Here is a 25,659-nt window from a genome sequence, read left to right on the forward strand (position 1 = left end):
GGCCGCCGGTTACACGAACATGCATTTTGTCTGCCAGTCCAACACGGATCCGGCAACGGGACAATGCCATACATCCTCGTATGGACGGCTCGGGACGACCGACATACCTCTGCGCTTCACCGAGCGGCGCAGCCGTCTCAGCTACGTACTCGTGGTCAAAGGCTATCTCCAGCGCAAGTACCCCCTCAGCGCTTGCGATGGAGTAATGGATGGCCGTCAGTTTGTCTTAACCACCACATCACCCACTTATTGCAACGAGGACGAAGATAACCGTCGGCAGCGATCAGAAGGAACAGCTACCACCCTGTGGATCCCCGGATCGGAACTCGCCAAGCTGCCCAGCGGAGGCATCTGGACGGCGAAAATGATCCTCAAGCTCAAGATGTATCACTCACATCAAAACCCCTACACCTTCACCGTCGACTTCAAGCTGGACGTCACCGACCGCGACAACATGCAGATCTACCTGCCCGCCTACGGCATGAGCACGCCGCAGGTCGACCTCAACCTGCGCACCCGCCCGTTGAGTACCGCCCCGGGCGGCTTCGTCTCCGGGCGGTCCGTGGTTGATGCCTGTCTGTACGACGGCTACAACGCCAACAGCCAGAGCTATGAGATTCGCGTCACTGGCACCAACCCGGTGCCCGGCATGGAGGGTCGCTTCTTCGTCCGCCATACGTCCGGCGGCAGAGGCGAGCGTGACCGCATCGAATACAAGGTGCGCACCCGCACCGCCAACCTCGGCGAGACGCAGCATGTGTCCGGGCAACCGGTGACCTTCAGCGGCATCAACGATGCGGACATCCGCACCGTGAAGCTGCCCAATGTGCCGTTTCCGGTGGTGTGTACGCCTTGGCCTATCACCTTGGACACGCCTGCCTTCAACCAGATCGACAAGAACACCGGCCAGTACCGGGGCGAGTTGAAGCTGGAGTTCACGCCCTCAACCTCTTCGCCCTGAGGTATTAGTGGTGCCTGGACTGGCCTCATCGCGAGCAGGCTCGCTCCCACACTGGATTTGTGGATACCGGGCGAATGTGGGAGCGAGCCTGCTCGCGATGGGGCCGGTGGAGCCGCCGATTATTTCCATTCAACAATGCAGTCATAAGAGCCCGCAATGAACACAATTTTTTACCCGTTGGGCCCGCCGGCTGAGCGCGCTCATCGTCGCAGTCACTCCGTTACCCGCCTTAGCGGGCGTGGTACCCAGCGACCACTACCAATCCGTTGTGCTCAACTTCGACCGTTCGGCGCCGCCCGCCGATCACTACCTCTGGAATCGGATGGTCCACGGCTGGAGCGAACAGCACATACCGGGCGCCGGTTATACGAACATGCATTTTGTCTGCCTCTCCAGCACGGACCCGGCAACGGGCCAATGCCATACGTCGTCCTTTGGCAGGCTGGGCACTACCGAGATCCCGTTACGCTTTACCGAGCGACGCAGCCGTCTTACCCATGTCCTTGTGGTCAAAGGCTATCTCCAGCGCAGGTATCCGCTCAACCTCTGCGGTGGGGTATGGGATGGCCGTCAATTCGTCCTGACCACCACATCACCCGTCTACTGCAATGAAGACGAAGATGACCTTACCCAGCGATCGGAGGGGACGGCCACGACGATGTGGGTGCCCCAGTCAGAATTCGCCAAACTGCCCACCGGAGGCATCTGGACCGCCAAGATGATCCTGAAACTCAAGCGGTACAATTCGCAACCGATCAGCGCGGCCAATACCTTTACGGTGGACTTCAAGCTTGACGTCACCGACCAGAACAACATGCAGATCTACCTGCCCGCCTACGGCGTCAGCACACCGCAGGTGGACCTCAACCTGCGTACTCGCCCGTTGAGCACCGCCCCGGGCGGTATCGTCTCCGGCCGGTCCGTGGTCGATGCCTGCCTCTACGACGGCTACAACGCCAACAGCCAAAGCTATGAAATCCGTGTCACCGGCACCAACCCCGTGCCCGGCATGGAGGGCCGCTTCTTCGTCCGCCATACGTCCGGCGGCAGCGGCGAGCGTGACCGCATCGAATACAAGGTGCGCACCCGCACCGCCAACCTCGGCGAGACGCAGCATGTGTCCGGGCAACCGGTGACCTTCAGCGGCATCAACGATGCGGACATCCGCACCGTGAAGCTGCCCAATGTGCCGTTTCCGGTGGTGTGTACGCCTTGGCCTATCACCTTGGACACGCCTGCCTTCAACCAGATCGACAAGAACACCGGCCAGTACCGGGGCGAGTTGAAGCTGGAGTTCACGCCCTCAACCTCTTCGCCCTGAGGTATTAGTGGTGCCTGGACTGGCCTCATCGCGAGCAGGCTCGCTCCCACACTGGATTTGTGGATACCGGGCGAATGTGGGAGCGAGCCTGCTCGCGATGGGGCCGGTGGAGCCGCCGATTATTTCCATTCAACAATGCAGTCATAAGAGCCCGCAATGAACACAATTTTTTACCCGTTGGGCCCGCCGGCTGAGCGCGCTCATCGTGGCAGCCACCGCATTGCCGACGCTTGGGGACATCATCCCCAGCGACCATCATCAGTCCGTGATACTCAACTTTGACCGTTCGGCGCCACCGGCCGATCACTACCTTTGGACCCGAATGGTCCATGGCTGGAAAGAGCAAGATTTGCCAGGCGCAGGCTATACGACCATGCACTTCGTTTGTTTGTCCGATACCAACCCAGCCAACGGCCAATGCCAGACCAGAGGCGATACAGGGAGGTATGGCATCACAGACATTCCGCTGCGGTTTACCGAGAGACGTAGCGGCCTGTCGACTGTCTTGTCGGTCAAGGGTTACGTCACCCGCATGCATGCGCTGAACAGCAGTTGCGGAATCTGGGAGAAGGACTACGTACTGAACGCAACCGGGTCAGGCTGGTGCGACGAGGTCAGAACCACGGGCACCGCGTCGACTGTCTGGATCCCTCAATCAGAACTCGCCAAGCTACCTTCAGGTGGTATCTGGTCGGCGAAGTTGATCATCAAGCTCAAGCGCTATTACTCGGAGCCGATTGGCGCCGCCAGAACTTTCACCGTCGACTTCAAGCTGGACGTCACCGACCGCGACAACATGCAGATCTACCTGCCCGCCTACGGCATCAGCACGCCGCAGGTGGACCTCAACCTGCGTACTCGCCCGTTGAGCACCGCCCCGGGCGGTATCGTCTCCGGCCGGTCCGTGGTCGATGCCTGCCTCTACGACGGCTACAACGCCAACAGCCAGAGTTATGAAATCCGTGTCACCGGCACCAACCCCGTGCCCGGCATGGAGGGCCGCTTCTTCGTCCGCCATACGTCCGGCGGCAGCGGCGAGCGTGACCGCATCGAATACAAGGTGCGCACCCGCACCGCCAACCTCGGCGAGACGCAGCATGTGTCCGGGCAACCAGTGAGTTTCAACGGCATCAACAATGCGGAAATCCGCGCCGTGAAGCTGCCCAATGTGCCGTATCCAGTGGTGTGTACGCCCTGGCCCATCACCTTGGACACGCCGCCGTTCAATCAGATCGACAAGAACTCCGGGCAGTACCGGGGGGAGCTGAAGTTGGAATTTACGCCCTCAACCTCTTCGCCCTGAGGCATCGGTGGTGTCTGGACTGGCCTCATCGCGAGCAGGCTCGCTCCCACACTGAATTTGTGGATACCGGGCGAATGTGGGAGCGAGCCTGCTCGCGATGAAGCCAACCCATTTCTTGTTGATAAGCGGATCCCCGCCCACACCCCTGGCTGCAATAAGCGGATTTCCGCTCACTAAACAGCCACATCCCCTCTAGACCGGCCTTCTTCCACCTGGCACAGCTCCTGCTATAGCCCTGGCAGGCTGCGTTCCTACGCGCTCCACAAAAACAATTAAACGAAGGATCCTTCAATGGATAACTCAAACGCCCTTCCCATTGGGTCGGCTGCCGCGCCCGCCCGTGAAAGAACCACCGCCAGCCGGATCAAGTCGATCTTCAGTGGCTCGGTCGGCAACATGGTCGAGTGGTACGACTGGTACGTCTACGCCGCGTTCTCGCTGTACTTCGCCAAAGCCTTCTTCCCCAAGGGCGACACCACCGCCCAATTGCTCAACACCGCCGCGATCTTCGCCGTCGGCTTCCTGATGCGTCCCATCGGTGGCTGGCTGATGGGCCTGTACGCTGACCGCGCCGGTCGCAAACGCGCGTTGATGGCCTCGGTGTACTTGATGTGCTTTGGCTCGCTGATCATCGCCCTGAGCCCCGGTTACGAAACCATCGGCGTCGGCGCGCCGATTCTGCTGGTGTTCGCCCGCTTGCTCCAGGGCCTGTCGGTGGGTGGCGAATACGGCACCTCGGCGACTTACCTGAGTGAAATGGCGACCAAGGAACGTCGCGGTTTCTTCTCCAGCTTCCAATACGTGACGCTGATTTCCGGCCAGCTCATCGCCCTCGGCGTGCTGATCGTGCTGCAACAATTGCTGACCACCGAGCAGCTGTACGCCTGGGGCTGGCGCATCCCGTTCGCCATCGGCGCGCTGTGTGCAATCGTTGCGCTGTACCTGCGTCGCGGCATGGAAGAAACCGAGTCGTTCACCAAGAAGGAAAAGGCCAAGGAAAGCGCCATGCGCACCCTGATGCGCCACCCCAAGGAATTGTTGACCGTGGTCGGCCTGACCATGGGTGGCACCCTGGCCTTCTACACCTACACCACTTACATGCAGAAATACCTGGTGAACACGGTGGGCATGAGCATCTCCGACTCCACCACCATTTCCGCCGCCACGCTGTTCCTGTTCATGTGCCTGCAACCCGTCATCGGCGGGCTCTCGGACAAGATCGGTCGTCGGCCGATCCTGATTGCCTTCGGCATCCTCGGCACGCTGTTCACCGTGCCGATCCTCACCACCCTGCACACCATCGAGACCTGGTGGGGCGCGTTCTTCCTGATCATGGCCGCGCTGATCATCGTCAGCGGCTACACCTCGATCAACGCGGTGGTGAAAGCCGAGCTGTTCCCTACCGAAATCCGCGCCCTGGGCGTCGGCCTGCCCTACGCACTGACCGTATCGATCTTCGGCGGCACCGCTGAATACATCGCGCTGTGGTTCAAGAGCATCGGCATGGAGACCGGCTATTACTGGTACGTGACGGCGTGCATCGCGGTTTCGCTGCTGGTGTACATCACCATGAAGGACACCCGCAAACACTCGCGGATCGTGACTGACTGACAGGCCAGTCGTACAAAAAAAGGGGCGAACCTGCACAGGTTCGCCCCTTTCGTCGTTCCGGGACGGCGTCATTTCCTACATTAATTTCCACTTAATGGCTGCACTCCACCCTCGCGCTCATCAACTATCGATGCTTGGAGTATGACCATGAAAACCAAACTGATCTTCGCCCTGACCCTCACCGCACTGGCCAGTAGCGCGTTCGCCGACGACGGCTTCGAGCGGACCGGCACGGCCGCTTTCATCGCCAGCAGCCATGAGCGCGCCGGTTCCGCCGTCGTTGCCAAGAAGGACGAGAACCACGCCATCGAGCCCACCGTGGCTGCCGACGGCTCCGACCCTAGCGATGCGGCGTCGACCAACTGATCCCAACCGGCAACACCAAGACCTGTGGGAGCGAGCAACCTCCCACAGGTTTTTTGTGGTGCTGACAAAAGGGTCAGGGCGCTGCACTATCGTCGGATCCTTCTGACACGCACCGGACCTACCTCCTTCATGCCCGACGACATTCACTACTACGAACCCGCCCAAGGCCATGGCCTGCCCCACGACCCGTTCAATGCCATTGTCGGCCCCCGGCCGATTGGCTGGATCTCGTCACAAGATGGCGAAGGCCGCCTGAACCTGGCGCCCTACAGTTTTTTCAACGCTTTCAACTACGTTCCGCCGATCATCGGCTTCTCCAGCGTCGGTCGCAAAGACAGCCTCAACAACATCGAACAGACCGGTGAATTTGCCTGGAACCTGGCCACGCGCCCACTGGCCGAGCAGATGAACCAGAGCTGCGCGATGGTCGCGCCGCAGGTCAACGAATTCGAGCTGGCGGGCCTGACGCCGGCGGCATCGCGGATCATCCAGGTGCCGCGCGTCGCCGAGAGTCCAGTGTCCTTCGAATGCAAGGTCACGCAGATCATCCAGTTGCAGCGAGCGGACAAGGCGCCTGTGCCGAGCTGGTTGATTCTGGGCGAAGTGGTCGCCGTTCACATCGCCAAGTGGCTGTTGAAGGACGGCGTCTACGACACCGCCGCCGCCGAGCCGATCTTGCGCGGCGGCGGGCCGGCGGATTACTTCCAGCTGGGGCCGGAGGCGTTGTTCAAGATGCATCGCCCGCGATAAGGATGGGCGGTGAGATCACTTGTGGCAATCCTTGAAATGCTGCTTACCAGACCAATCCGCCTTCGTCGTCGACACCCTTGAGGTGAGTCAACTGCTGGGCAGCCGCTTCATCGGCTTTGAAAGCGGTCTCGAAGGCCTGCTCTTCGAGCACTTTATTGAAACGCGGCTTCTCGGCACTGCCGATGGCCTTGGTGGCGATGGCTGCGTAGTAGCCGCCACCTTCCTTGGGAACAACAGCGGAAACAGCTTCAAAAGTTTCAAAGGCTTTGCGTGCCATACTTCGCATCCTGGCGGTGGGAAATGCCTGTCATTAAACCTTCAACCGGCCAGTTTGTGTACCTTCGCCATGCACCCTTCGGTCGCCTGGGCGGCGGACACTTCCCGAAAGGTGTGGAAGTCCAGGCTGCTGACCACCAGGTCTTGCACCAATTGGGCGAAGATCGCCATGGCCGGTGAGTTGAAATAAGCGTCCATCGCCTGTTGGTTGACCCACAGCCCGGACACCAGCCACAAATCGGCGTCGCATTGCGATTGTTGCAAGGCAAAGTGCAGGCAACCGGGCGCCTGGCGCGAAGGTACGATCAAGCTGCTGAGGCGTGCGCCCAATGGCTTGGAGCAACCGGCGCGGGCCCGGACAAAAGCCATGTGACTGACGGGGATCTGTGTAGTCATGTTCAACCCTCCCAGGTCATCCGTTGGCAGCCGGGGACAGGCTGCGACAGGATCAAAGGTTAAGCGCGCTGCCGCCAGCTTCGTTAGTCGATTCCTGCCGACTCATTGCACGATTCTGCGGCTGGGAATTCACCCATCCGTCCCTGATGGGTGGGAATTGCCGGGAGTTGAAACAAAAGGTTTCAAGCAAGTTTCGGCCAGGCTGCACAGCCCTTCACCCCCCGCCTTGCAGGATCAGGCAAGCTTTCAACAGGATGTGACTACCGCCATGCCTTGCACAAACATATGCTTTGTCCTATCGCTCCCTTCGCCATGAGGATCCCGGCATGTCGCCACTCGATCACGCCCACGCCCCGCTGGACACGTACCTGGAACAGCAGCGCGCCGAGCTGGCTTCGATCATCGACCGCAACACCAGCGAGGACGGGAGCTACGCCACGGCCATCGGCTCGCTGAACCTGTCGCGCCACAGCCAGCCACACAAGTTTGCCCCGGTGCTGGCGCAACCGGCGCTGTGCATCATGGCCCAGGGCAGCAAGCAGGTGCGCCTGGCGGACGAATTTTTCAACTATGACCCGCTGCATTACCTGGTGGTCTCGGTCTCGATGCCATTGAGCGGTTGCATCGCCGACGTCTCGCCCGAGCAGCCGATCCTGGCGCTGCGCCTGGACATCGACCCGGCGGAAATCACCGCGCTGATCGCCGATGCCGGCCCCCTGGGCGTGCCGACTCGCCCGGCCGGCCGTGGCCTGTATGTGGAACGCCTGGACACGCCGATGCTCGACGCGGTGCTACGCCTGACGCGCCTGCTCGATACGCCAAAAGACATCGCCATGCTCGCGCCCCTGGTGCGCCGGGAAATCCTTTACCGCCTGCTACGCAGCCCGCAAGGCTATCGGTTGTATGAAATCGCCATTGCCAATAGCCAGAGCCATCGCATCAGCCAGGCGATCAAATGGCTCAACGGCCATTTCGAACAACCGTTGCGCATCGATGACCTCGCTCGGGAGGTCAACCTCAGCGTTTCGACCTTGCATCACCGCTTCAAGGCCATGACGGCCATGAGCCCGTTGCAATACCAAAAGCAATTGCGCTTGCAGGAGGCTCGACGGTTGATGCTGGCCGAAGGGCTGGAAGCGTCGGCGGCGGGGTATCGAGTGGGGTATGAAAGCCCGTCGCAGTTCAGCCGGGAGTACAGCCGCTTGTTTGGCGCGCCGCCGTTGCGGGATCTGGCGCGGTTGCGGATGACTGTCTGATCCTGGATTTGCACGGCATTAGCCGCCTCGGCTTCGCATCCTTCAGACCGCCCGGATCACGTGTTTGATTTCCTGGAACGCGGCCAGTCCCCAAGGTCCCAATTCACGACCCAGGCTGCTCTGCTTGTAGCCGCCCCAAGCGGCCTGGGGGAAAATCACTTGCGGTGCGTTGATCCACACCAGCCCCGCCTGCAAGGCGTCGGCGACCTTCCCGGCCGCCTCGGCATCGCGGCTGACCACGCTCGCCACCAGGCCGAAACGGCTGTCATTGGCCAGGGCAATCGCCTCTTCCGGGTGGCCGAAACGACGCACGCACAACACCGGCCCGAAGATCTCCTCGCACCACAGCGCACTGTCGAGGGGCACGTCGGTGAAGATCGTTGGCTGTAAAAAAAAGCCGCGTTGCAGATGCGCAGGTCGTTGACCGCCGCACACCAACGTTGCGCCGTCGCTCACGCCTCGATCGATGTGACCGAGCACCCGTTGGTATTGCGCCTGGTTGACCAGCGAGCCCATCTCCACGTCCGGATCGAATGGATCGGCCACGCGGATCGCCTCGGCCCGCGCCTTGAGCCGTCGCACGAATTCATCGGCCAGCTCATCGGCGACCAACACCCGAGTGGTGGCCGAACACATCTGCCCCGCGTTGAAGAAACCGCCGCCACAGGCCAGCTCCACCGCCAGGTCCAGGTCGGCGTCGGCCAGCACCAGCAAGGACGATTTGCCGCCCAGCTCCAGGCTCACGCCCTTCACGGTTTCCGCCGCCCGTTGCATCACTTGCACCCCCACCGCGTTGCTGCCGGTGAAGGAAATCTTCGCCACGCGCGGGTCGGACGCCAGCGGCGCCCCGACCGCCAACCCCGTGCCGCAGACCAGGTTGAACACGCCATCGGGCAAGCCGCATTCGGCGATGACCGAGGCCAGCGCCAGCTCCGGCAGCGGCGTGACTTCCGAAGGCTTGAGCACCACGCAGCAGCCGGCGGCCAAGGCCGGGGCAAGTTTCCAGGCGGTGGTGACCATCGGGAAATTCCACGGCACGATCAAGCCGACCACCCCACAAGGTTCGCGGCGTAGACGTGCGCAGAAATCATCGCTGGGCAACGCCAGCGGACCGTCCTGACGAGCGTCCAGTTCTTCGGCCAAACCGGCGTAGTACTCGAAGGTCGCGACCACATCGTCGACGTCGATGGCCGCTTCGAACAACGGTTTGCCGTTGTTGCTCGATTGCAAATGCATCAGCCGCTCACGAGCATCCCGCACGCTGGCAGCAATACGCCGAAGCACCGCGCCGCGCTCGGCACCCGAGGTGTTCGACCACGGGCCGAAAGCCTGGGTAGCGGCCTCCAAGGCTTGATCCACGGCATATTCATCGCCGCCGTAAACAGTGGTCAGCAGCGCCTCGGTCGCGGGGTTGATCACCCGCAGCGGTTGATCGCCCGCCAACCACTCGCCGTTGATGTACAGGCCGTCTTGCGTCGTCGGGAAATTCATTCGGCCACCTCCGCCATCCAGCGCGCCTGGTCAATCTCGAGCAACGTCGGACCCTGGCGGTGACTGGCGGCCAGCAATGCGCTGCGCAGGGAATGCACGCCGTCGATCGTCTCGGCGCCGCACCCCAGGGCTTTGGCAACGCCGATGAAATCCGGCGTGTAGATGTCCACGCCCACCGGTTCGATGGCGCGGTTGACCATGTATTTCTTGATCTCTTCGTAGCCCTGGTTATTCCACAGCAGCACGATCACCGGCGTGCGCGCTTCCACCGCGCTGGCCAGTTCCGGCAGGGTGAACTGCAACCCACCGTCGCCGATCAGGCACACCACGGGCGGGCGGCCATGGCCGTTGTCGACACCACCCAGCCAGGCACCAATGGCCGCCGGCAACGCGTAGCCGAGGGTGCCGTAGCCGGTGGACGAATTGAACCAGCGGCGCGGGCGTTCGGGATTGAAGGTGAGGTTGCCGGTGTAGACCGGCTGGGTGGAATCGCCAACGAAAACCGCGTCGGGCAAGGCCTGCAATACCGTATCGAGGAACACCGTCTGGGCGCGGGTCGGGACGTCCCATTGCTGATCGAGTTCGGTCCGCAGCCGTTCGACACGAATCGCTCCCCAACTGTCGTCTCTCGCGCCGGACACGCCGCGCTTCAACGCATCGAGCAATGCCCGCGCAGCACTTTGTGCGTCGGCCACCAGCGCCAGTCTTGGCGCGTAGTTGCGCACGGTCTGGTCGGGGTCGATGTCGATGCGCAACAACGCACCGGGAATCTCGAAGCCGCCGGCAAAGGTGACGTCGTAATCGGTCTCGGCCAGCTCGGTGCCGATCGCCAGCACTACATCCGCTTCGGCCACCAGGGCACGGGTGGCCACCAGGCTCTGGGTGGAACCGATCAGCAACGGATGACGGGACGGCAGCAGGCCCTTGGCATTGATGGTCAGCGCCACGGGGGCGCCGAGGCGTTCGGCCAGTTCGGTCAATTCAGTCCCGGCGTCCATCGCCCCCCCTCCGGCAAGCACCAACGGCCGCCGGGCCGTCGCCAGCAAGGCTGCCATTTGCTCCACGGCACTGGGCGCGGCCCCGGCGCGATTGATGCTCACTGGCGTGCTGGCGAGCAGGTCATCGGCTTGTTCAACGAGCACATCCAACGGAATCTCGATGTGCACCGGCCGCGGACGCCCGGCCTGGAACAGGGCAAAGGCCCGGGCCAGCACACCCGGCAATTCGGCGGCCGACATCAGCGTGTGGGAAAACGCCGCGACCCCGCCCACCAGCGCGCTCTGGTTCGGCAGCTCATGCAGCTTGCCGCGCCCACCGCCCAATTGGCTGCGCGACTGCACGCTGGAGATCACCAGCATCGGAATCGAATCGGCATAGGCCTGGCCCATGGCAGTGGTGATGTTGGTCATGCCCGGGCCGGTGATGATGAAGCACACGCCCGGCTTGCCGCTGACACGGGCGTAGCCGTCGGCCATGAAGCCGGCGCCCTGTTCATGGCGCGGCGTCACATGGCGGATGCTTGAACGGGCCAGCCCGCGATACAACTCCACGGTGTGTACGCCAGGAATGCCGAACACCTGCTCCACGCCATAGCCTTCCAGTAACTTGACCAATACTTCGCCGCACGTCGCCATTGCCATTGCCTTTTTGTTGTCTTGAAAAGGACCCCGCACGACACCTGCGGGCCGCTTTTGCTCTGAGGGAATGGCGTTATTGGACGGCCAGGCCGTAGCGGCAACAATGGATAAAAAGTCATACTAGCCATGTCCTCACGTCATGGCTTGGATCCAGATGAAACGACTCCCACCGCTGCCGACGTTGCATACTTTCTTGATCACGGCCCAGTGCTGCAACTTCACTCGCGCCGCCGAACAGCTGCACATCACCCAGGGCGCGGTAAGCCGGCAGATCGCAGGGCTGGAGGATCATCTGGGTTATGCGTTGTTCCAGCGCCAGGCACGCGGGTTGAGCCTGACCGCCGAGGGCCAGGCGTGGCTGCCCCGGGTGCAGCAGGTGTTCGGCCTGATCGGCGAGGCGGTCGAGCAGATCGGCGAGAAGCGCCAGACCCTGAAGCTCAAGGCCCCGACCTGTGTGATGCGCTGGCTGCTGCCGCGCCTGTTGCAATGGCAAAAAGAGCGCCCGGACGTGCCGGTGGAGCTGACCACCACGGTCCGGCACGGCGTGGATTTCCAGCGTGAGGCATTCGACGCGGCGGTGGTTTACGGCCCGCCGCCCGACGCCTCGCTTGACTGCCTGCACTTGTTCGACGAACAGCTTACACCGGTGTGCTCGCGCCCCTTGCTGGAAGGTCCGGTCCCGTTGAATTCACCCCTCGATCTGCAACAACACCTGCTGCTGCATCCCACCACCGACGAGCGCGACTGGAACGCCTGGCTGGCCGCGGCCGACGTGCGTTTGAGCAACGTCAGCAAAGGCCAGCATTTCGAAACCCTGGACCTGGCGATGTCCATGGCCTCCCAAGGCACCGGCGTGGCGATTGGCGACTGGTCGCTGATCGGCGAAGACCTCAGCGCCGGCCGGCTGGTGATGCCGTTCGAACTGAAGGTCAGGACCGGGCTGGGTTATCACTTGGTCTATCCGCGCCGGCCGCAGGTGTCGGGCCAGTTGCAGGAGCTAATGGACTGGTTGGTGGAGCAGGCCCAAGCACGGTAGTAGCGCCACTGCAGCACCCCCGGTGTCAGTTAGAGCACATTCGGCGCCTGCGCCGGCTCGATCTGCGCCCAGTGCGAGGTGTCTTCGCGGTGCTGCTGCAAATAGGGCAGCACCGCCCCCAGCAATGGTTCCTTGAAGGCCTCTTGAAAGCGATGGGCGAGGCCCGGGATCAGCTTCAACCGGCTGCCGCGAATATGCGCCGCGAGATGCACCCCATGCATCACCGGCAACAAGGGATCAGCGGTGCCGTGGACCACCAACGTCGGCACCTGCAGCTGATTGAGCAGCGCCACCCGGCTTGGCTCGGCCATGATCGCCATGATCTGGCGCTTCACACCCTCGGGGTTGAAGGCCCGGTCGTAGGCCACCGCAGCCTGGTGCAGTAGAGCCTGTCGATCGTCGACCACCATCGGGCTGCCCAGCGCGGCCAGCAGGTCGGCCTGCTGTTCGATCGCCACTTCACGGTTCGGCGCACTGCGACGCGACAACAATTGCACCAGCGTTTCACTGGGCGCCGGCAAGCCCGCGGCGCCGGAGCTGGTCATGAGCAATGTCAGGCTCTCGACCCGCTGAGGCGCCATGGCGGCCATGTGCTGGGCGATCATCCCACCCATGCTGACGCCCAACACATGGAAGCTTTGCACCTGCAAGGCGTCCATCAAGCCCAGGCCATCGGCGGCCATGTCCGTCAACGAATAAGGCGCCGCCACGGGCAGGCCGAGCTTGTAGCGCAACGCTTCGAATGTCAGGTTGGCGCTGCCGGGCGCCTGGCGCCAGGTGGAGAGCCCGACATCCCGGTTGTCGTAGCGGATCACCCGAAAACCCTGTTCGCACAGCGCCACCACCACTTCATCCGGCCAATGAATCAACTGCCCACCCAAGCCCATCACCAGCAGCAACGCAGGGTCGGACGCCCGCCCGATGCTCTGGTACGCCAGGCTTACCTGATCCAGGTCGACCCGTTGGGTCGCGACATTGACATCACAACGAGAAGCCGCCAACGACGGCAAGCCGCACAACAAGGCGGCCAGGAAAATGAATACACGCATGAACAAACACCAAAACGCAGAACCCCAGTAGAGCGCGAGTCTGATGAAGTTCGTTCAAGCGCGCTGCCACAGTTGCGTGACAGTTTGATGAAGATTGCCGAGTGGTTGTGTGAAGCCATAGGCCGGCGATGGTTCAAGCCCATTGGCGACGCTGACCCAAAGGTTGTCGCCGAACCGTTCCTGGGCCGGGCGCAACTGCGCCAGCGCCTGCTCGAATTCGCAACGCCAGGCATCGCGGTCATTGACCAGGCCCACCGAGAGGATCTTGTAGGTCGGCAGGCGATCCAGCACCCGGCCCAGTTGGTCTGGGGCGGGCACGGCGTCGATGTGCAGGCCATCCACCGGCAGGCTAACCGCCAGGCCGAGGTTGTCGTCCAGGCCATTGAAGCAGGTCGCCACCAACTTTTTCAGCGGCGAGTACTGAAGGATGTGATAGGCCCGCTCGAAGGCGCTTCGCCAGGCCAGGGGCAGGTCGAGCGTGAGGATCGGTTCATCGATCTGCACCCACTCCACGCCTTGGGCCTTGAGACGATTGAGGACGTCACCGTAGACCGGCAGCAGGCGCTCCAGCAGGTCGAGCTTGTCAATGTCGCCGTCATTGGCCTTGCCCTGCCAGAGGTACGTCAGCGGGCCGATGACTGCAGGCTTGACCCGATGGCCCTGGGCGTGGGCTTCGTCGATTTCGTCGAACAGCCGCTCCCAGCCCAGCGTACCTTTCCAATCAGCTTCCAGGTCGTTCAATTCGCGGTCGGCGCCGATGCGGGGAAAACCGAGGGTATGGGCCAGGGCCATGGGAATGTCCTCCTTGTAAAAGATGACGCCATTGTCGACAGCCAGCCCCACATGAGACAAACTCAATCTTTTCGTGTTGATCACAAGTTTTACTCATGGAGCAAATCCGGTGCTTGAACTCCGTCACCTCAAGACGCTGCACGCCCTGCGCGAAGCCGACAGCCTGGTCGAAGCCGCCGAACGCCTGCACCTGACCCAGTCTGCCCTCTCTCACCAGTTCAAGGAATTGGAAGAACGCCTGGGTATGCAGTTGTTCGTGCGCAAGACCAAACCGGTACGCTTCACCAGCGCCGGCCTGCGCTTGCTGCAACTGGCCGACGCCACCCTGCCGTTGCTGCGCAGCGCCGAACGGGACATCGCGCGGCTCGCGGGCGGCACCGCCGGGCGTTTGCACATGGCCATCGAGTGTCACAGCTGCTTCCAGTGGTTGATGCCCACCATCGACCAGTTCCGCGATGCCTGGCCGGAAGTCGAGCTGGACCTGGCCTCGGGCTTCGCCTTCGCCCCGCTGCCGGCCCTGGCCCGTGGCGACCTGGACCTGGTCGTCACCTCCGATCCCCTTGAACTGGCGGGCATCACCTACGTGCCGCTGTTCACCTACGAGGCGATGCTGGCGGTGGCCAACCAGCATCGGCTGGCGGGCAAGGCCTACATCGTGCCCGAAGACCTGATCAGCGAAACCCTGATCACGTATCCGGTGGAACGCGATCGCCTGGACATCTTCACCCGCTTCCTCGAACCGGCCGACACCGAACCGGCCCAGGTGCGCACGTCCGAGCTGACGGTGATGATGATGCAACTGGTCGCCAGCGGCCGTGGCGTCTGCGGCATGCCCCATTGGGCGCTGCATGAATACAGCTCACGGGGCTACGTGAAGGCCAAGCGGCTGGGGGAAAAAGGTTTGTTCGCCACGCTCTACGCGGCGGTGCGCACCGACATGCTCGACGCGCCGTATATGCGCGACTTTCTGCTGACGGCAAAGGACACGTCGTTTTCCACACTCGACGGTGTCAGCGCGGTGCGGTAATTGCTACAAAGCTCCATCACTCAAACTTGCGGTGAGATCAGAGTTCAAGCCACATATGGATCTTGTCGAGGTACTCGTCCCCCACGCGAATCGCCATCGGCTCTAGGCCATACAACAGAAAGCCGCAGCGCTGGTAAAGCTCAATGGCCGGGTCGTTGCCGGCGGTGACGGTCAATTGCACAAGGCGCAGGAAGGGATGGCGACGGGCTTCGTCGAGGGCGGCCCGCATCAACTGTTCGCCGAGCCCGGCGTGACGATGGGCCTCGACGACGTACATGCCGAACAGCGTCGCCTTGTGCCGCGCCTTCAGCCGAGGCTCCAGGGCCAGGCCGACGATACCCACCAGCTCGTGCGCGATGAACGCGCCGAGGATCACTTCGAGCCGGCTGGTCAGGCGCGACTCCCACCAATTGATGGGCAGCGTCGCCCGTTCGCTGGCGCTGGAAGTGAAGGCCTGTGGATGGAATTCATAGGCCTGGAGCATCAACTCCCGATAGTTCTGGGCGTCACCCGCCTTCAGCCGTCGGATGCTCACGCCGAACGCCGTTGCTCAAGCATCAACCGCAGGGCCAGCGCACCGAGCACGAAGCCCATGAAATACCGTTGCGCCGCCAGCCAGGTCGGGTTGTGGACGAACCATGAGGCGATGCCGGCGGCGAACAGTGCGATCAGCAGATTGACACTGAAACTGACGCTGATCTGGGTCAGCCCGAGGATGATGCTCTGGGTGAACAGTGAACCGTGCTCCGGGCTGATGAACTGCGGGAACACCGAGAGGTAGAACACCGCGATCTTCGGGTTCAGGGCGCTGGTGAGAAAGCCCATGGTGATCAGCTTGCGGGTCGAATCCGCTGGCAATTGCTGGGCCTGGAACGGCGAGCGGGCGCCGGGTTTCACCGCTTGCCAGGCCAGCCACAGCAGGTACAGCGCACCGGCCCACTTGAGGACTTCATAGGCCATGGGCACCGCGAGGAACACCGCCGTCAGCCCCGCCGCCGCCGCGAACATGTGCACGAAGAACCCCGCCACCACGCCCAACAAAGAAGTGACGCCGGCCTTGCGCCCCTGACAGATCGAGCGGGAAATCAGGTAGATCATGTTCGGGCCGGGCGTGAGCACCATCAGCAACGCGGCGGCGGCGAAAATCAGCAGGTCCGGCAAGGGGATCATGAAGGCGTCGCTCCTTGAATCAGCAGGTCGAGAGGCAGTGGGTTCGATAAAACGGCAGGATCACTTCGCCTGTCAACGGCGCCAGCAGTAATTCGCTGTCGCGGCAAGGGTCGATCCAACGCACCTCTTCAATTTCGGCAGCCGGGGAAACCGCTGCATCGGTCTCCAGCAAAAACACCTCGGCCTGCACGATAAATCCCGGCTCATTGGCGGCCGGCGCGCTGAATTGCCCCAGATGACGGGCCTGGGCCGGATCGATCCTGAGCCCGAGTTCCTCGTCCAATTCCCGAGCCAGGGCCTGGATCGGTTGCTCATGGGCTTCGATCTTGCCGCCGGGTTGCATGAAGGCCTGGGTGCCGCGCTTGCGCACCAGCAGGGTCCGGCCGTCCGGGCCGATGAGCAGGGCGGCGGCGATGCGGATCAGAGGGGTGGTCATGTACAAGGGCCTCGGGCGGAAAATGCCGGGCAGGTTACAGATCAAAGCGGCGGGAGCAAAGCCTGGCGCCGGACTGAAAATCGACGCAGTGCCTCTGTGGGAGCGAGCTTGCTCGCGATTGCGGTATGTCGGTCGAGAAATATTCGACTGATACTCAGCTATCGCGAGCAAGCTCGCTCCCACAAGGGATAGCGGGTCTGTCAGACCCCGGTCACCCCAAGATAGGCTTCGGCGCCGAAGGATCCGCCTCCTCCTCTGGGATCTTGACGAACACGCTGTACCGCGCCCCTTCCATTGCTTCGAAGGCGATGAGCTTTTCGATCAGCGGGCCGCTCATGACTTTTCCGGCGTTGAGCAGCAGCATGCCATTGTCGGCATTGAGGTTGCGCGCCAGAACCATGCCTGCCTCCAGTTCACGGGTGCTGGTGACTTTCACGGTCGGGTCGGACAGCGTCACGTCTTCCAGGTATTCGCCACAGGCCTTGATGAAGTCTTCGACCATGTTCGGGTCGTACAGCTTGCCGGCGTATTTGCGGATGTAGACCAGCGCTTCGTCGCTGTTCATCTGCCGCTCCAGGATCAACCCGCGCTGCAACTCGATGAAATCCACCGCCAGTTTCAACAGGCGCGAGCCGAACGGAATCGCCTCGCCCTTCAAGTGATCGGGGAATCCGCTGCCGTCCCAACGTTCCTGGTGATGAAGGATGATCCGCGCCGCGTCCTTCATCGGGTCCAGGGTCATCAGCAGCGATTCGCTCTGCTTCGGATAGGCGCGGTACAGCTCCAGTTCGCTGTGATGCAGCATGTCCGCCGGCGTGACCATCATGTTATCGGTCCAGCTCAGCTTGCCGATGTTGTAGAGCGCGGCGGCCATGGTCAGGTCGCGGTCGGTGGACTCGTCGAGGAAATTGAGCCGGCTATAGACCCGGATGAGTTCGATGATCTGCCGGTTGGTCTGCTTGGCCTTGGGCAGGCGCAGGTTGGCGATCAGCGAGAACACCTCGGTGCCGGTCACGTAGCTGCGCTTGAGCTCTTCATAGGCCAGGTCGAGCATGTCGGCGGTCTGCTGCAGCTCGGCGGTCCGCGACGCCACGCGTTTTTCCAGGGTGGCGTTGAGGGTCTTGAGTTGCTGGTTCTGCTCACGATTCAGGGCTTCGAGGCGCTGACGCTCGCTCTCCGAATGTTGGTGGGCCAGGGCTTGGCGCAGGGCCTGCACCAACTCCTCGTCATTCCAGGGCTTGCTGAGGTAGCGGTAGAGCTGCCCCTCATTGATAGCCTTGGTCATCATGTCCACGTCGGCATAACCGGTGAGCAGGATGCGCAATGTCGAAGGATAAAGCTTGCGAATTTCCGCCAGCAGCGTGGCGCCGTCCATGTTGGGCATGCGCGCATCGGTCATCACCAGATCGACCGGCCGCTCCTTGAGAATTTCCAGGGCCTTGGCGCCACTGTCGGCCACCAGGATTTCGTACGGCTGGCTGCGCAACAGCCGACGCAGGCTGTTGAGGATCGATTCTTCGTCATCTACCAACAACACCGTCGGCTTTGTTGCCGGAACGCCCGGCGCTTGATCTTCCATTGGAACCCCCTCCTGTCATCGACAACCGTTCTACCTTAGCCCCAAAAAACAGGCTAGTAGATTGCGAAAATTTAGACACAATTCGCCATCACTCACCTCGCGCTTCCGACGAGCCGACTATGCTGTACCCCATGAAGGGCCAAGTACAGGCCGAATACTCATGCCAGCGAAAGGGATATCAGATGTACCCACGGTTCCGTAGTCAGCATCTCGACGGTGCACGGCCATGAGCCTGCCGATGGAAAGATCCAATCGGCGGATACTGATCGTTGATGACACGCCGACGATCCATGAGGATTTTCGAAAGATTCTCAGCCCCCACGCAGCGCCCGAAGACAGCCTGAGCAATGCTGAAGAAGCCTTGTTCGGCGCCCCCGTGGTGGTTTGCGCCCAGAGCTTCGAGCTCGAATCGGCGTTCCAGGGCATGGAAGCCCTGAACAAGGTCGAAACCGCCCTTGCCCAGGGCAAACCGTTCGCCATGGCTTTCATCGACATGCGCATGCCGCCGGGTTGGGACGGCCTGGAAACCATCGAGCGGCTGTGGCGCGCCGACCCCAAGTTGCAGGTGGCGTTGTGCACGGCCTACTCGGATTATTCCTGGGAGGACATCGCCGACCGTCTCGAACTGGGCGACCGCCTGCTGATCCTGAAGAAACCTTTCGATGCGATCGAGATTCGCCAGATGGCGAGCACCTTGACCGTCAAATGGCAGATGACCGAAGACGCCGCGTTGAAAATGGACATGCTCGAACGGGCAGTGGAAGAACGCACCCGGGAGCTGGCCGACGCCAACATCATCGTGCAGAACAGCCCGACCATCCTTTATCGCCTGCGCGGCGAGCCGCCTTTTCCATTGATGTACATCTCCCACAACATCACCAAGTTCGGCCATGTCGCGGCGCGCCTGATCAGCTCGCCGGACTGGGCGCAAACCTTGATCCACCCCGACGACCAGGCCAAGGTCGACGAAGCCATGGTGCGCGTCCTGGACCGCGACACCGCGGGTGCCTCCATCGAATTTCGCATGCGCACTGGCGACGACACGTTCCGCTGGGTAGAGAACCGCTACATCCCGGTGCGCAACGAGCAAGGCCTGCTGCTGGAAGTCGAAGGCATCATCCTCGACATTACCGAGCGCAAGCTGGCCGAGGAAAAGATCGCCTTGCTGGCCCGCACCGATGGCCTGACCGGGCTCGCCAACCGCGCCACCATGATCGAGCGGCTGCACCAGGCCTTTGCGGCCGCCCGTCGGGGGGCGGCGCCCTTCGCAATGTTTTACCTGGACCTGGACCACTTCAAGCGGATCAACGACACCCTCGGGCACCCCATCGGTGACCTGCTGTTGCAACAAGTCGCAGCGCGGCTCAAGGGCTGCACCCGGGAAAACGACGTGGTGGCGCGCCTGGGTGGCGACGAATTCGCCATCCTGCAACTGGACGTCCACGAAGCGACCCACTGCGCCGCGCTGGCGGCCAAGATTCGCGACACGCTGGTGGCGCCCTATTCCCTGGATGGCAACGACGTACGCATTTCCGTGAGCATCGGCATCAGCCTCTATTCCCCGCAGAGCCCAAGCGCCGACAGCCTGATGGCCCAATCCGACATGGCCCTGTACCGCTCCAAGGAAAAGGGCCGCAACCAGTATCACTTCCACAACGAGGAAATTAACCAGGAGGTCACGGATCGGGTCGCCCTCGCCAATGACCTGCGCCTGGCCATCGAAAACAACGAGTTGCACTTGCACTACCTGCCGGAAGTCGACCTTGGCACCGGCCGGATTCTCGGCATGGGCGTGCAGGTGCGCTGGAACCATCCCGCGCGCGGCTGGCTGGAACCGGCCGCCTTCATGCCGGCCGCGGAAAAAACCGGAATCATCATCGGCCTGGGCCATTGGGTCCTGGACCAGGCCTGCCAGCAGATGCGCCAATGGCGAGACCAGGGAATGGCGCCACCGGTGATCGCCATCGACCTGTCCCTGACCCAGCTCAAGACCGGCCCGGAACTGATCTACGACGTGCTGCGTACCACCGCGCGCTGGGAGCTGGCGCCCTGGGACCTGCGTTTCGACGTCACCGAAGCGACCCTGGCCCAGACCAAATGGACCCATAACGACGTGCTGCCGCGCCTGTGCGAATTGGGCGTGCAGGTCGCCATCGACGACTTCGGCACCGAGTACTCATCCTTCGATTACCTCAAGACTTACCGCGTGAACCACCTCAAGCTCGCCCAGCGCTTCCTCGACAGCGCCAACGCCGATCCGGAGAACGCCACGACCCTGCGGGCAATCATCAACTTCGCCCGGGACGTGGGCATCGGCATCATCGCCGAAGGGGTCGAGACCCAGGAGCAACGCACGACGCTGATGTCCAGCGGCGGGTCGATACAAGCCCAGGGGCACTATTTCAGCACTGTGGTGGACAGTGAGCAGGCCGCCGCCCTGCTCAAGGCGGGCGCCATCGTTCCGGTGGCGGACCACTGGACCCGGCCGGCGAGCCAGCTATCGGAGAGCAGCCCATGAACCCCATGTCCGTACCGGCAAACAGGCGCATCCTGGTGGTGGACGACACGCCCGCCATTCACCACGACTTTCGAAAGATCCTCAGCCCCAGCGCAGGCAACGATGACTCGCTGGACGACACAGAGAGCCTGTTGTTCGGCACGCCGCAGGTGAACCGGGTGCAATTCCAGATCGACTCGGCCTACCAGGGCGAGGAAGCGCTGGAACTGGTCAAGCGCGCCCAGGCCGAAGGCCAGCCCTATGCCCTGGTGTTCGCCGACATGCGCATGCCGCCCGGCTGGGACGGCCTGCAGACCATCGAACAACTGTGGAAAGCCGACCCGCGCCTGCAGATCGCCCTGTGCACCGCGCATTCGGATTACTCCTGGGAGACCATGTCGGAACGCATCGAATTCGACGATCAGTTGTTGATCCTCAAGAAGCCGTTCGACACCCTGGAAATCCGCCAGATGGCCAGCGCCATGACCTGGAAATGGCAACTGGCCCAGGACGCCGCACGCAAGATGCGCAGCCTGGAACGCACCATCGAAGAGCGGGTCCAGGAGCTGCTCAAGGTCTCCCACCTGCTGCAATATGACGTGCTCACCGAGCTGCCCAACAGCATGCTGCTCGGCGACCGCCTGACCCAGGCCTTGGCGCAGTGCCGCCGGCATGACCGACAGTTGGCGGTGATGTTCATCGGCCTGGACCGCTTCAAGCGCATCAACAATGCGCTGGGGCACCCGGTGGGCGACGAGATGCTCAAGCGCGTGGCGCGGGCGTTGGCGGCCGTGGTGCGCGAGTCCGACTCGGTGTTTCGCTACGGCTCCGATGAGTTCGTGGTGATCCTCGGCGACATCGCCGACCCACAATTGACCAAGGGTGTGGCGGAAAAGCTGCTGGGGGCTATCAACTCCCCGCACCCCATCGACGGTCACGACCTGACGGTGACAGCGAGCCTGGGCATCAGCGTGTATCCGGCCGATGGTTTCGATGCCGTGGCGCTGATCAAAAAGGCCGAGACGGCAATGCGCAACGTCAAGGAAAACGGCCCCAACGATTTCCGTTTTTTCACCGAGGACATGAATCGCCGCGCCCGTCAGCAGCAGACCATCGAATCTGGCTTGCGCCTGGCCTTGCAGCGTAAGGAGTTCGTGCTGCATTACCAGCCCAAGCTCGACCTGACGAGCGGTAAAGTGGTCGGTGCCGAGGCGTTGGTGCGCTGGAATCGCCCCGATCAGGGGCTCGTCTATCCGTCGGATTTCATCCCCGTGGCCGAGGACAGCGGCCTGATCGTCCCGCTGAGCCAGTGGGTGCTCCAAGAGGCCTGCCAGCAGGCCTGTCGCTGGCAGGCCGAGGGCATGCGGCCGCTGTACCTGTCGGTCAACGTCTCGGCGATCGATTTCCGCCAGCGCGGTTTCGTCGATGGCATCGCGCGCACCCTAAAGGAAACCGGTCTGGACCCGACACAGTTAGAACTGGAGATCACTGAAAGCGTGCTCATGCAGAACATCGACACCACCGTCGCCACGCTCAATGCCATCAAGCATCTGGGCATACGGCTGGCCATCGATGACTTCGGCACCGGCTATTCGAGCCTGAGCTACCTGCAGAAATTTCCGGTGGATGTGTTGAAGATCGACCAGTCGTTCGTCGGTGACCTGAGCATCGACAGCAACGACGCGAAACTGGTGAGCACCATCATCAGCCTGGGCAAGAGTTTGAACCTGCACATCATTGCCGAAGGCGTGGAAACCCGGGAGCAGCTGGAATTCCTCAAGATCCACCAGTGCGAGGAAGCCCAGGGCTACTTCTTCAGCAAGGCCGTGGCACCGCAAGCCTTCAGCCAATGGATGGCTGAATGGGAACAACGCCCGAACCCGTTTTCGTGAGCGCCAGCGTCATAACCCCCTTGTTTCAAGGGACAGCATTTCAAAGGAAAGCACCCCATGGCGTCACACGGACTGATTCTGGCTCTCGGCTTGCTGGTGGGACTGAGCGTGACCGCTCGCGCCGAGCCATTGGACGAACCGCTCAAACCCCTGCCTCCCGCTCCCGCCCTGGACCCCAAGCGAGTCCAGTTGGGCCAGCGGCTGTTCAATGACCCACGGCTGTCGGTCAACAACACCCTGTCCTGCGCCAGTTGCCATCGCCTGGACAAGGGCGGCGCCGACGACAAAGCCTTATCCCTGGGTTTCGACGGCAAGCCGGTGGAGGTCAATACGCCCACGGTGTTCAATGCCAGCCTGAATTTCCACCAGTTCTGGGACGGTCGCGTCGACACCCTGGAAGAACAGGTGCATATCGTCGTCACCAGCCCCGGTGAAATGGGCAGCAACTGGGAAACGGTGGTCAAGCGCATCGCGGGCGATACGGGCTATGCCAGGGATTTTGCCGACGCGTACCCAGACGGCGTGACCCAACCCAATATCCAGGGGGCGCTTGCCGACTACGAGCGCACCCTGCGGACACCCAACTCGCGCTTCGATAAATACCTGCTGGGCGATACCGACATCCTCACGCCTCGGGAAAAGTTCGGCTACCAGCGCTTCAAGGAGTACGGCTGCATCGCTTGCCATCAAGGCGTGAACATCGGCGGCAATATGTTCCAGAAATTCGGCGTGATGGGCGACTACATCCAGGACCGGGGCAATCCGACCCGAGCCGACGAAGGACGCTTCAACGTCACCGGCGACGAAGCCGACCGCCAGGTCTTCAAGGTGCCAAGCCTGCGCAACGTGGCCGTCACCGCGCCGTATTTCCATGGAGGGTCGGCACAGACTCTGGAGCAGGCAGTGAAAGTGATGTTCAAGTATCAACTGGGCCGCGAACCCCAGAAGAACGATACCGAACTGATCGTCGAATTCCTCAAGACCCTCACCGGCGAATGGGAGGGCAAGCCGCTATGACTCTCGCACGCCGCCTCGGCCTGGTTTTCATCGGCGTATTGCTGGCTTCGATGCTGTTGATCATGTACATCCAATCGAGTGCCCACCAAGCCGCTTCATACATTGAATCGCGCGACCTGATCCGCCAGCTCAAGCAGCAGGACGGCATCTGGGACAACGAAGTGCTCAAGTCCCGGATCGCCCTGAGCCACAATTACGACCCACTGGTTTCGCCATTGCATGAAATGACGCGCCTGTGGCAGCGCCTCGACGTCATCGAGTCGGAGTCCGGCCGCCACGCGCCTGCGCTTTGGTCAACCCAGCGCGACGAATACCTGAAGGCGATCAAGGAAAAAACTCGCCTGGTGGAGCAGTTCAAGTCCCATAACGCGGTACTGCGCAACTCCCTGGCATTCCTGCCCACCGCCGAGGACGACATCCAGCGTCAGTTCGCCCAACTGTCCGACGGTGAAAAACTGGAACTGCAGAACGTTGCCATCGACACCTACGACCTGCTGCTCAGCACGATGGAGTTAGCGCAGGTCACCACTCGCGAGCAGGCCGCCGAAGTCTTGCTGGGCCTCAACCAACTGGACGTCAACAAGGACCGGCTGCCGGCGGGGCTTGTCGGCTCCGTCGATATTCTGCGCAGGCACATCGCGCTGATCCTGCGCGAGCAGCCGCTGGTCAACCAGCTGCTGCGTGACTTCGAAGCGGTCCCCCTGGCTGACCGGCTGGACACCATCACCGGCCTGCTGGAAAAGGATCAGGAGCACGCCGCCGCCGAACATCAGCGCAACCATACCCTGCTGCTGGTGTTCGCCACCTTCCTGGTGCTGATATTGATTTGGCTGGCGGTTCGGCTGGTGCGCAGTTTCGGCGAGATCAAGCGGGTCAACAGCGCCCTGCAAACCGCCAACGACGAGCTCGAACAACGGGTCGAGGAACGCACCCGCCAGCTCAAGGACACCCAGAGTGAACTGATGGACACTGCCCGCCAGGCCGGCATGGCGGAGATCGCCACCAACGTGCTGCACAACGTCGGCAACGTGCTCAACAGCGTGAACATATCCGCCGACCTGGTCAGCCGAAAATTGCGCAGCAGCAAGGCCCTGGGCCTGGGCAAGGCGATGAACCTCATCAACGAGCACAGCGACGACCTGGGGCACTTCCTCACCGAGGACGAAAAAGGCAAGCTGCTACCCGGTTATCTCAACCAATTGGTGGAAGCCATCGCGACGGAACAACAAAGCCTGACCGACGAGCTTGCGCAACTGAGCAAGAGCGTCGACCACATCAAGGACATCGTTTCCACGCAGCAGTCCTACGCCGGCGCCAATAGCCTGATGGAACCGCTGGTGGTCAGCGAACTGCTCGAGGACGCCCTGCGCATGAACTCAGGGGCCCTGACCCGCCACCATGTGACGGTGATCAAAGAGTACGGCGAGGTGCCACGGATCATGGGCGACAAACACCGCATGCTGCTGATCCTGATCAACCTGATCAGCAATGCCAAATACGCCATGGCGGGGGTTTCCAACCATGCGCGGAACATGACGCTCAAAGCCAGGGTCGTAGATCAAGAACTGCAAATCAGCGTGAAGGACGAAGGCGAAGGAATCCCGGAGGAAAACATGACGCGCATCTTCGCCCACGGTTTTACCACCCGTAAGGACGGTCACGGGTTCGGCCTGCACAGTTGCGCACTGGCGGCGATTGAAATGAACGGCCACCTCACCGCGCACAGCGAGGGGCCAGGGACCGGGGCGACATTCGTATTGCAACTGCCCTTGAAACTCGCAGAAGGTGAGCCATGA

General features: G+C 62.1%; 22 protein-coding genes and 1 pseudogene. 13 read left to right on the plus strand and 10 right to left on the minus strand.

The window, feature by feature from the left end:
• The first annotated feature begins 19 nt into the window (after nucleotides 1-19).
• The 6 genes from DOCECA_RS16820 (at nucleotide 20) to DOCECA_RS16845 (ending at nucleotide 6,312) form a co-directional block, all read left to right on the plus strand.
• Nucleotides 20-961, plus strand: coding sequence for a CfaE/CblD family pilus tip adhesin (locus DOCECA_RS16820; protein ID WP_434651161.1), 942 nt, complete (start codon nucleotides 20-22; stop codon nucleotides 959-961).
• 238 nt (nucleotides 962-1,199) lie between these two features.
• Entirely contained in the window at nucleotides 1,200-2,282 is a 1,083-nt protein-coding gene (locus tag DOCECA_RS16825; protein ID WP_445570820.1) for a CfaE/CblD family pilus tip adhesin, read from the plus strand.
• Nucleotides 2,283-2,487: 205 nt separating this feature from the next.
• Nucleotides 2,488-3,585 carry a CfaE/CblD family pilus tip adhesin gene (locus tag DOCECA_RS16830; RefSeq protein ID WP_445570821.1) on the plus strand — a complete coding sequence of 366 codons (1,098 nt, stop codon included), beginning with the start codon at nucleotides 2,488-2,490 and terminating at the stop codon, nucleotides 3,583-3,585.
• A 291-nt stretch (nucleotides 3,586-3,876) separates the two neighbouring features.
• Nucleotides 3,877-5,196, plus strand: a complete 1,320-nt coding sequence (locus DOCECA_RS16835) for an MFS transporter (RefSeq protein WP_420765310.1) — start codon at nucleotides 3,877-3,879, stop codon at nucleotides 5,194-5,196.
• Between the two features lie 147 nt (nucleotides 5,197-5,343).
• Complete coding sequence (locus tag DOCECA_RS16840) at nucleotides 5,344-5,562, plus strand: hypothetical protein (protein ID WP_420765311.1); 219 nt, start codon at nucleotides 5,344-5,346, stop codon at nucleotides 5,560-5,562.
• A 129-nt stretch (nucleotides 5,563-5,691) separates the two neighbouring features.
• A complete protein-coding gene (locus DOCECA_RS16845; protein ID WP_420765312.1) occupies nucleotides 5,692-6,312 on the plus strand; it encodes a flavin reductase family protein in 621 nt (206 codons plus the stop codon).
• A gap of 43 nt (nucleotides 6,313-6,355) precedes the next feature.
• On the opposite strand, the gene DOCECA_RS16850 is transcribed toward DOCECA_RS16845, so the two are convergent.
• Nucleotides 6,356-6,589, minus strand: a complete 234-nt coding sequence (locus DOCECA_RS16850; protein ID WP_445570822.1) for a hypothetical protein — start codon at nucleotides 6,587-6,589, stop codon at nucleotides 6,356-6,358.
• Nucleotides 6,590-6,630: 41 nt separating this feature from the next.
• Entirely contained in the window at nucleotides 6,631-6,984 is a 354-nt protein-coding gene (locus tag DOCECA_RS16855) for a putative quinol monooxygenase (RefSeq protein ID WP_420765314.1), read from the minus strand.
• Between the two features lie 326 nt (nucleotides 6,985-7,310).
• On the opposite strand from DOCECA_RS16855, the gene DOCECA_RS16860 reads away from it, so the two are divergent.
• Entirely contained in the window at nucleotides 7,311-8,240 is a 930-nt protein-coding gene (locus DOCECA_RS16860) for an AraC family transcriptional regulator (RefSeq protein WP_420765315.1), read from the plus strand.
• Between the two features lie 42 nt (nucleotides 8,241-8,282).
• Here DOCECA_RS16860 and DOCECA_RS16865 read toward each other — a convergent pair whose 3' ends face one another.
• A complete protein-coding gene (locus DOCECA_RS16865) occupies nucleotides 8,283-9,731 on the minus strand; it encodes an aldehyde dehydrogenase family protein (RefSeq protein ID WP_445570823.1) in 1,449 nt (482 codons plus the stop codon).
• A complete protein-coding gene (locus DOCECA_RS16870; RefSeq protein WP_434648784.1) occupies nucleotides 9,728-11,365 on the minus strand; it encodes a 5-guanidino-2-oxopentanoate decarboxylase in 1,638 nt (545 codons plus the stop codon). Before DOCECA_RS16870 ends, DOCECA_RS16865 begins: the two co-directional genes overlap by 4 nt.
• Nucleotides 11,366-11,522: 157 nt before the next feature.
• On the opposite strand from DOCECA_RS16870, the gene DOCECA_RS16875 reads away from it, so the two are divergent.
• Nucleotides 11,523-12,404, plus strand: coding sequence for a LysR substrate-binding domain-containing protein (locus DOCECA_RS16875; protein WP_434560393.1), 882 nt, complete (start codon nucleotides 11,523-11,525; stop codon nucleotides 12,402-12,404).
• Between the two features lie 29 nt (nucleotides 12,405-12,433).
• Here the strand turns inward: DOCECA_RS16875 and DOCECA_RS16880 are convergent, their stop codons facing one another.
• A complete protein-coding gene (locus tag DOCECA_RS16880; protein WP_434648788.1) occupies nucleotides 12,434-13,453 on the minus strand; it encodes an alpha/beta fold hydrolase in 1,020 nt (339 codons plus the stop codon).
• A gap of 123 nt (nucleotides 13,454-13,576) precedes the next feature.
• Nucleotides 13,577-14,161: pseudogene (locus DOCECA_RS16885) on the minus strand (5-methyltetrahydropteroyltriglutamate--homocysteine S-methyltransferase); the annotation flags it as partial.
• A gap of 193 nt (nucleotides 14,162-14,354) precedes the next feature.
• Here DOCECA_RS16885 and metR point away from each other — a divergent pair.
• Complete coding sequence (metR, locus tag DOCECA_RS16890; RefSeq protein WP_434607525.1) at nucleotides 14,355-15,272, plus strand: transcriptional regulator MetR; 918 nt, start codon at nucleotides 14,355-14,357, stop codon at nucleotides 15,270-15,272.
• Between the two features lie 37 nt (nucleotides 15,273-15,309).
• On the opposite strand, the gene DOCECA_RS16895 is transcribed toward metR, so the two are convergent.
• The 4 genes from DOCECA_RS16895 to DOCECA_RS16910 all read right to left on the minus strand — a co-directional run bounded on the left by DOCECA_RS16895 (nucleotide 15,310) and on the right by DOCECA_RS16910 (nucleotide 18,457).
• Nucleotides 15,310-15,807 (minus strand): GNAT family N-acetyltransferase, encoded by a 498-nt coding sequence (locus tag DOCECA_RS16895; protein WP_434607527.1) that lies wholly within the window; start codon nucleotides 15,805-15,807, stop codon nucleotides 15,310-15,312.
• Nucleotides 15,804-16,442, minus strand: a complete 639-nt coding sequence (locus DOCECA_RS16900) for a LysE family translocator (protein WP_047230397.1) — start codon at nucleotides 16,440-16,442, stop codon at nucleotides 15,804-15,806. The genes DOCECA_RS16895 and DOCECA_RS16900 overlap by 4 nt, the downstream gene beginning before the upstream one ends.
• Before the next feature lie 19 nt (nucleotides 16,443-16,461).
• Entirely contained in the window at nucleotides 16,462-16,878 is a 417-nt protein-coding gene (locus tag DOCECA_RS16905) for an NUDIX hydrolase (RefSeq protein WP_434607531.1), read from the minus strand.
• 211 nt (nucleotides 16,879-17,089) lie between these two features.
• Nucleotides 17,090-18,457 (minus strand): HD domain-containing phosphohydrolase, encoded by a 1,368-nt coding sequence (locus DOCECA_RS16910; RefSeq protein ID WP_434560399.1) that lies wholly within the window; start codon nucleotides 18,455-18,457, stop codon nucleotides 17,090-17,092.
• Nucleotides 18,458-18,683: 226 nt separating this feature from the next.
• Here DOCECA_RS16910 and DOCECA_RS16915 point away from each other — a divergent pair, with 226 nt between their 5' ends.
• Genes DOCECA_RS16915 through DOCECA_RS16930 form a run of 4 tightly spaced genes read left to right on the plus strand, consistent with a single transcriptional unit; the run spans nucleotide 18,684 to nucleotide 25,659 of the window.
• The gene (locus DOCECA_RS16915) at nucleotides 18,684-20,975 is read left to right on the plus strand and encodes a GGDEF/EAL domain-containing response regulator (RefSeq protein ID WP_420765325.1); all 2,292 of its coding nucleotides are present in this window, start codon (nucleotides 18,684-18,686) and stop codon (nucleotides 20,973-20,975) included.
• Nucleotides 20,972-22,846 (plus strand): EAL domain-containing protein, encoded by a 1,875-nt coding sequence (locus DOCECA_RS16920; RefSeq protein ID WP_434648790.1) that lies wholly within the window; start codon nucleotides 20,972-20,974, stop codon nucleotides 22,844-22,846. Before DOCECA_RS16915 ends, DOCECA_RS16920 begins: the two co-directional genes overlap by 4 nt.
• 57 nt (nucleotides 22,847-22,903) lie before the next feature.
• The gene (locus tag DOCECA_RS16925; RefSeq protein WP_420765327.1) at nucleotides 22,904-23,863 is read left to right on the plus strand and encodes a cytochrome-c peroxidase; all 960 of its coding nucleotides are present in this window, start codon (nucleotides 22,904-22,906) and stop codon (nucleotides 23,861-23,863) included.
• A complete protein-coding gene (locus DOCECA_RS16930) occupies nucleotides 23,860-25,659 on the plus strand; it encodes a DAHL domain-containing protein (RefSeq protein ID WP_434648792.1) in 1,800 nt (599 codons plus the stop codon). Before DOCECA_RS16925 ends, DOCECA_RS16930 begins: the two co-directional genes overlap by 4 nt.

The sequence above is a fragment of the Pseudomonas sp. E102 genome, from assembly GCF_052660185.1.

Bases quoted from the DNA above. Each gene is read 5' to 3' on its own strand.
- DOCECA_RS16875 (WP_434560393.1), top strand. From the start codon at position 11,523: ATGAAACGACTCCCACCGCTGCCGACGTTGCATACTTTCTTGATCACG.
- DOCECA_RS16835 (WP_420765310.1), top strand. From the start codon at position 3,877: ATGGATAACTCAAACGCCCTTCCCATTGGGTCGGCTGCCGCGCCCGCC.
- DOCECA_RS16850 (WP_445570822.1), bottom strand. From the start codon at position 6,589: ATGGCACGCAAAGCCTTTGAAACTTTTGAAGCTGTTTCCGCTGTTGTT.
- DOCECA_RS16855 (WP_420765314.1), bottom strand. From the start codon at position 6,984: ATGACTACACAGATCCCCGTCAGTCACATGGCTTTTGTCCGGGCCCGC.
- DOCECA_RS16930 (WP_434648792.1), top strand. From the start codon at position 23,860: ATGACTCTCGCACGCCGCCTCGGCCTGGTTTTCATCGGCGTATTGCTG.
- DOCECA_RS16845 (WP_420765312.1), top strand. From the start codon at position 5,692: ATGCCCGACGACATTCACTACTACGAACCCGCCCAAGGCCATGGCCTG.
- DOCECA_RS16820 (WP_434651161.1), top strand. From the start codon at position 20: ATGCATTTTGTCTGCCAGTCCAACACGGATCCGGCAACGGGACAATGC.
- DOCECA_RS16920 (WP_434648790.1), top strand. From the start codon at position 20,972: ATGAACCCCATGTCCGTACCGGCAAACAGGCGCATCCTGGTGGTGGAC.
- DOCECA_RS16915 (WP_420765325.1), top strand. From the start codon at position 18,684: ATGAGCCTGCCGATGGAAAGATCCAATCGGCGGATACTGATCGTTGAT.
- DOCECA_RS16910 (WP_434560399.1), bottom strand. From the start codon at position 18,457: ATGGAAGATCAAGCGCCGGGCGTTCCGGCAACAAAGCCGACGGTGTTG.
- DOCECA_RS16860 (WP_420765315.1), top strand. From the start codon at position 7,311: ATGTCGCCACTCGATCACGCCCACGCCCCGCTGGACACGTACCTGGAA.
- DOCECA_RS16840 (WP_420765311.1), top strand. From the start codon at position 5,344: ATGAAAACCAAACTGATCTTCGCCCTGACCCTCACCGCACTGGCCAGT.
- DOCECA_RS16900 (WP_047230397.1), bottom strand. From the start codon at position 16,442: ATGATCCCCTTGCCGGACCTGCTGATTTTCGCCGCCGCCGCGTTGCTG.
- DOCECA_RS16865 (WP_445570823.1), bottom strand. From the start codon at position 9,731: ATGAATTTCCCGACGACGCAAGACGGCCTGTACATCAACGGCGAGTGG.
- DOCECA_RS16880 (WP_434648788.1), bottom strand. From the start codon at position 13,453: ATGCGTGTATTCATTTTCCTGGCCGCCTTGTTGTGCGGCTTGCCGTCG.
- DOCECA_RS16925 (WP_420765327.1), top strand. From the start codon at position 22,904: ATGGCGTCACACGGACTGATTCTGGCTCTCGGCTTGCTGGTGGGACTG.
- DOCECA_RS16905 (WP_434607531.1), bottom strand. From the start codon at position 16,878: ATGACCACCCCTCTGATCCGCATCGCCGCCGCCCTGCTCATCGGCCCG.
- DOCECA_RS16870 (WP_434648784.1), bottom strand. From the start codon at position 11,365: ATGGCGACGTGCGGCGAAGTATTGGTCAAGTTACTGGAAGGCTATGGC.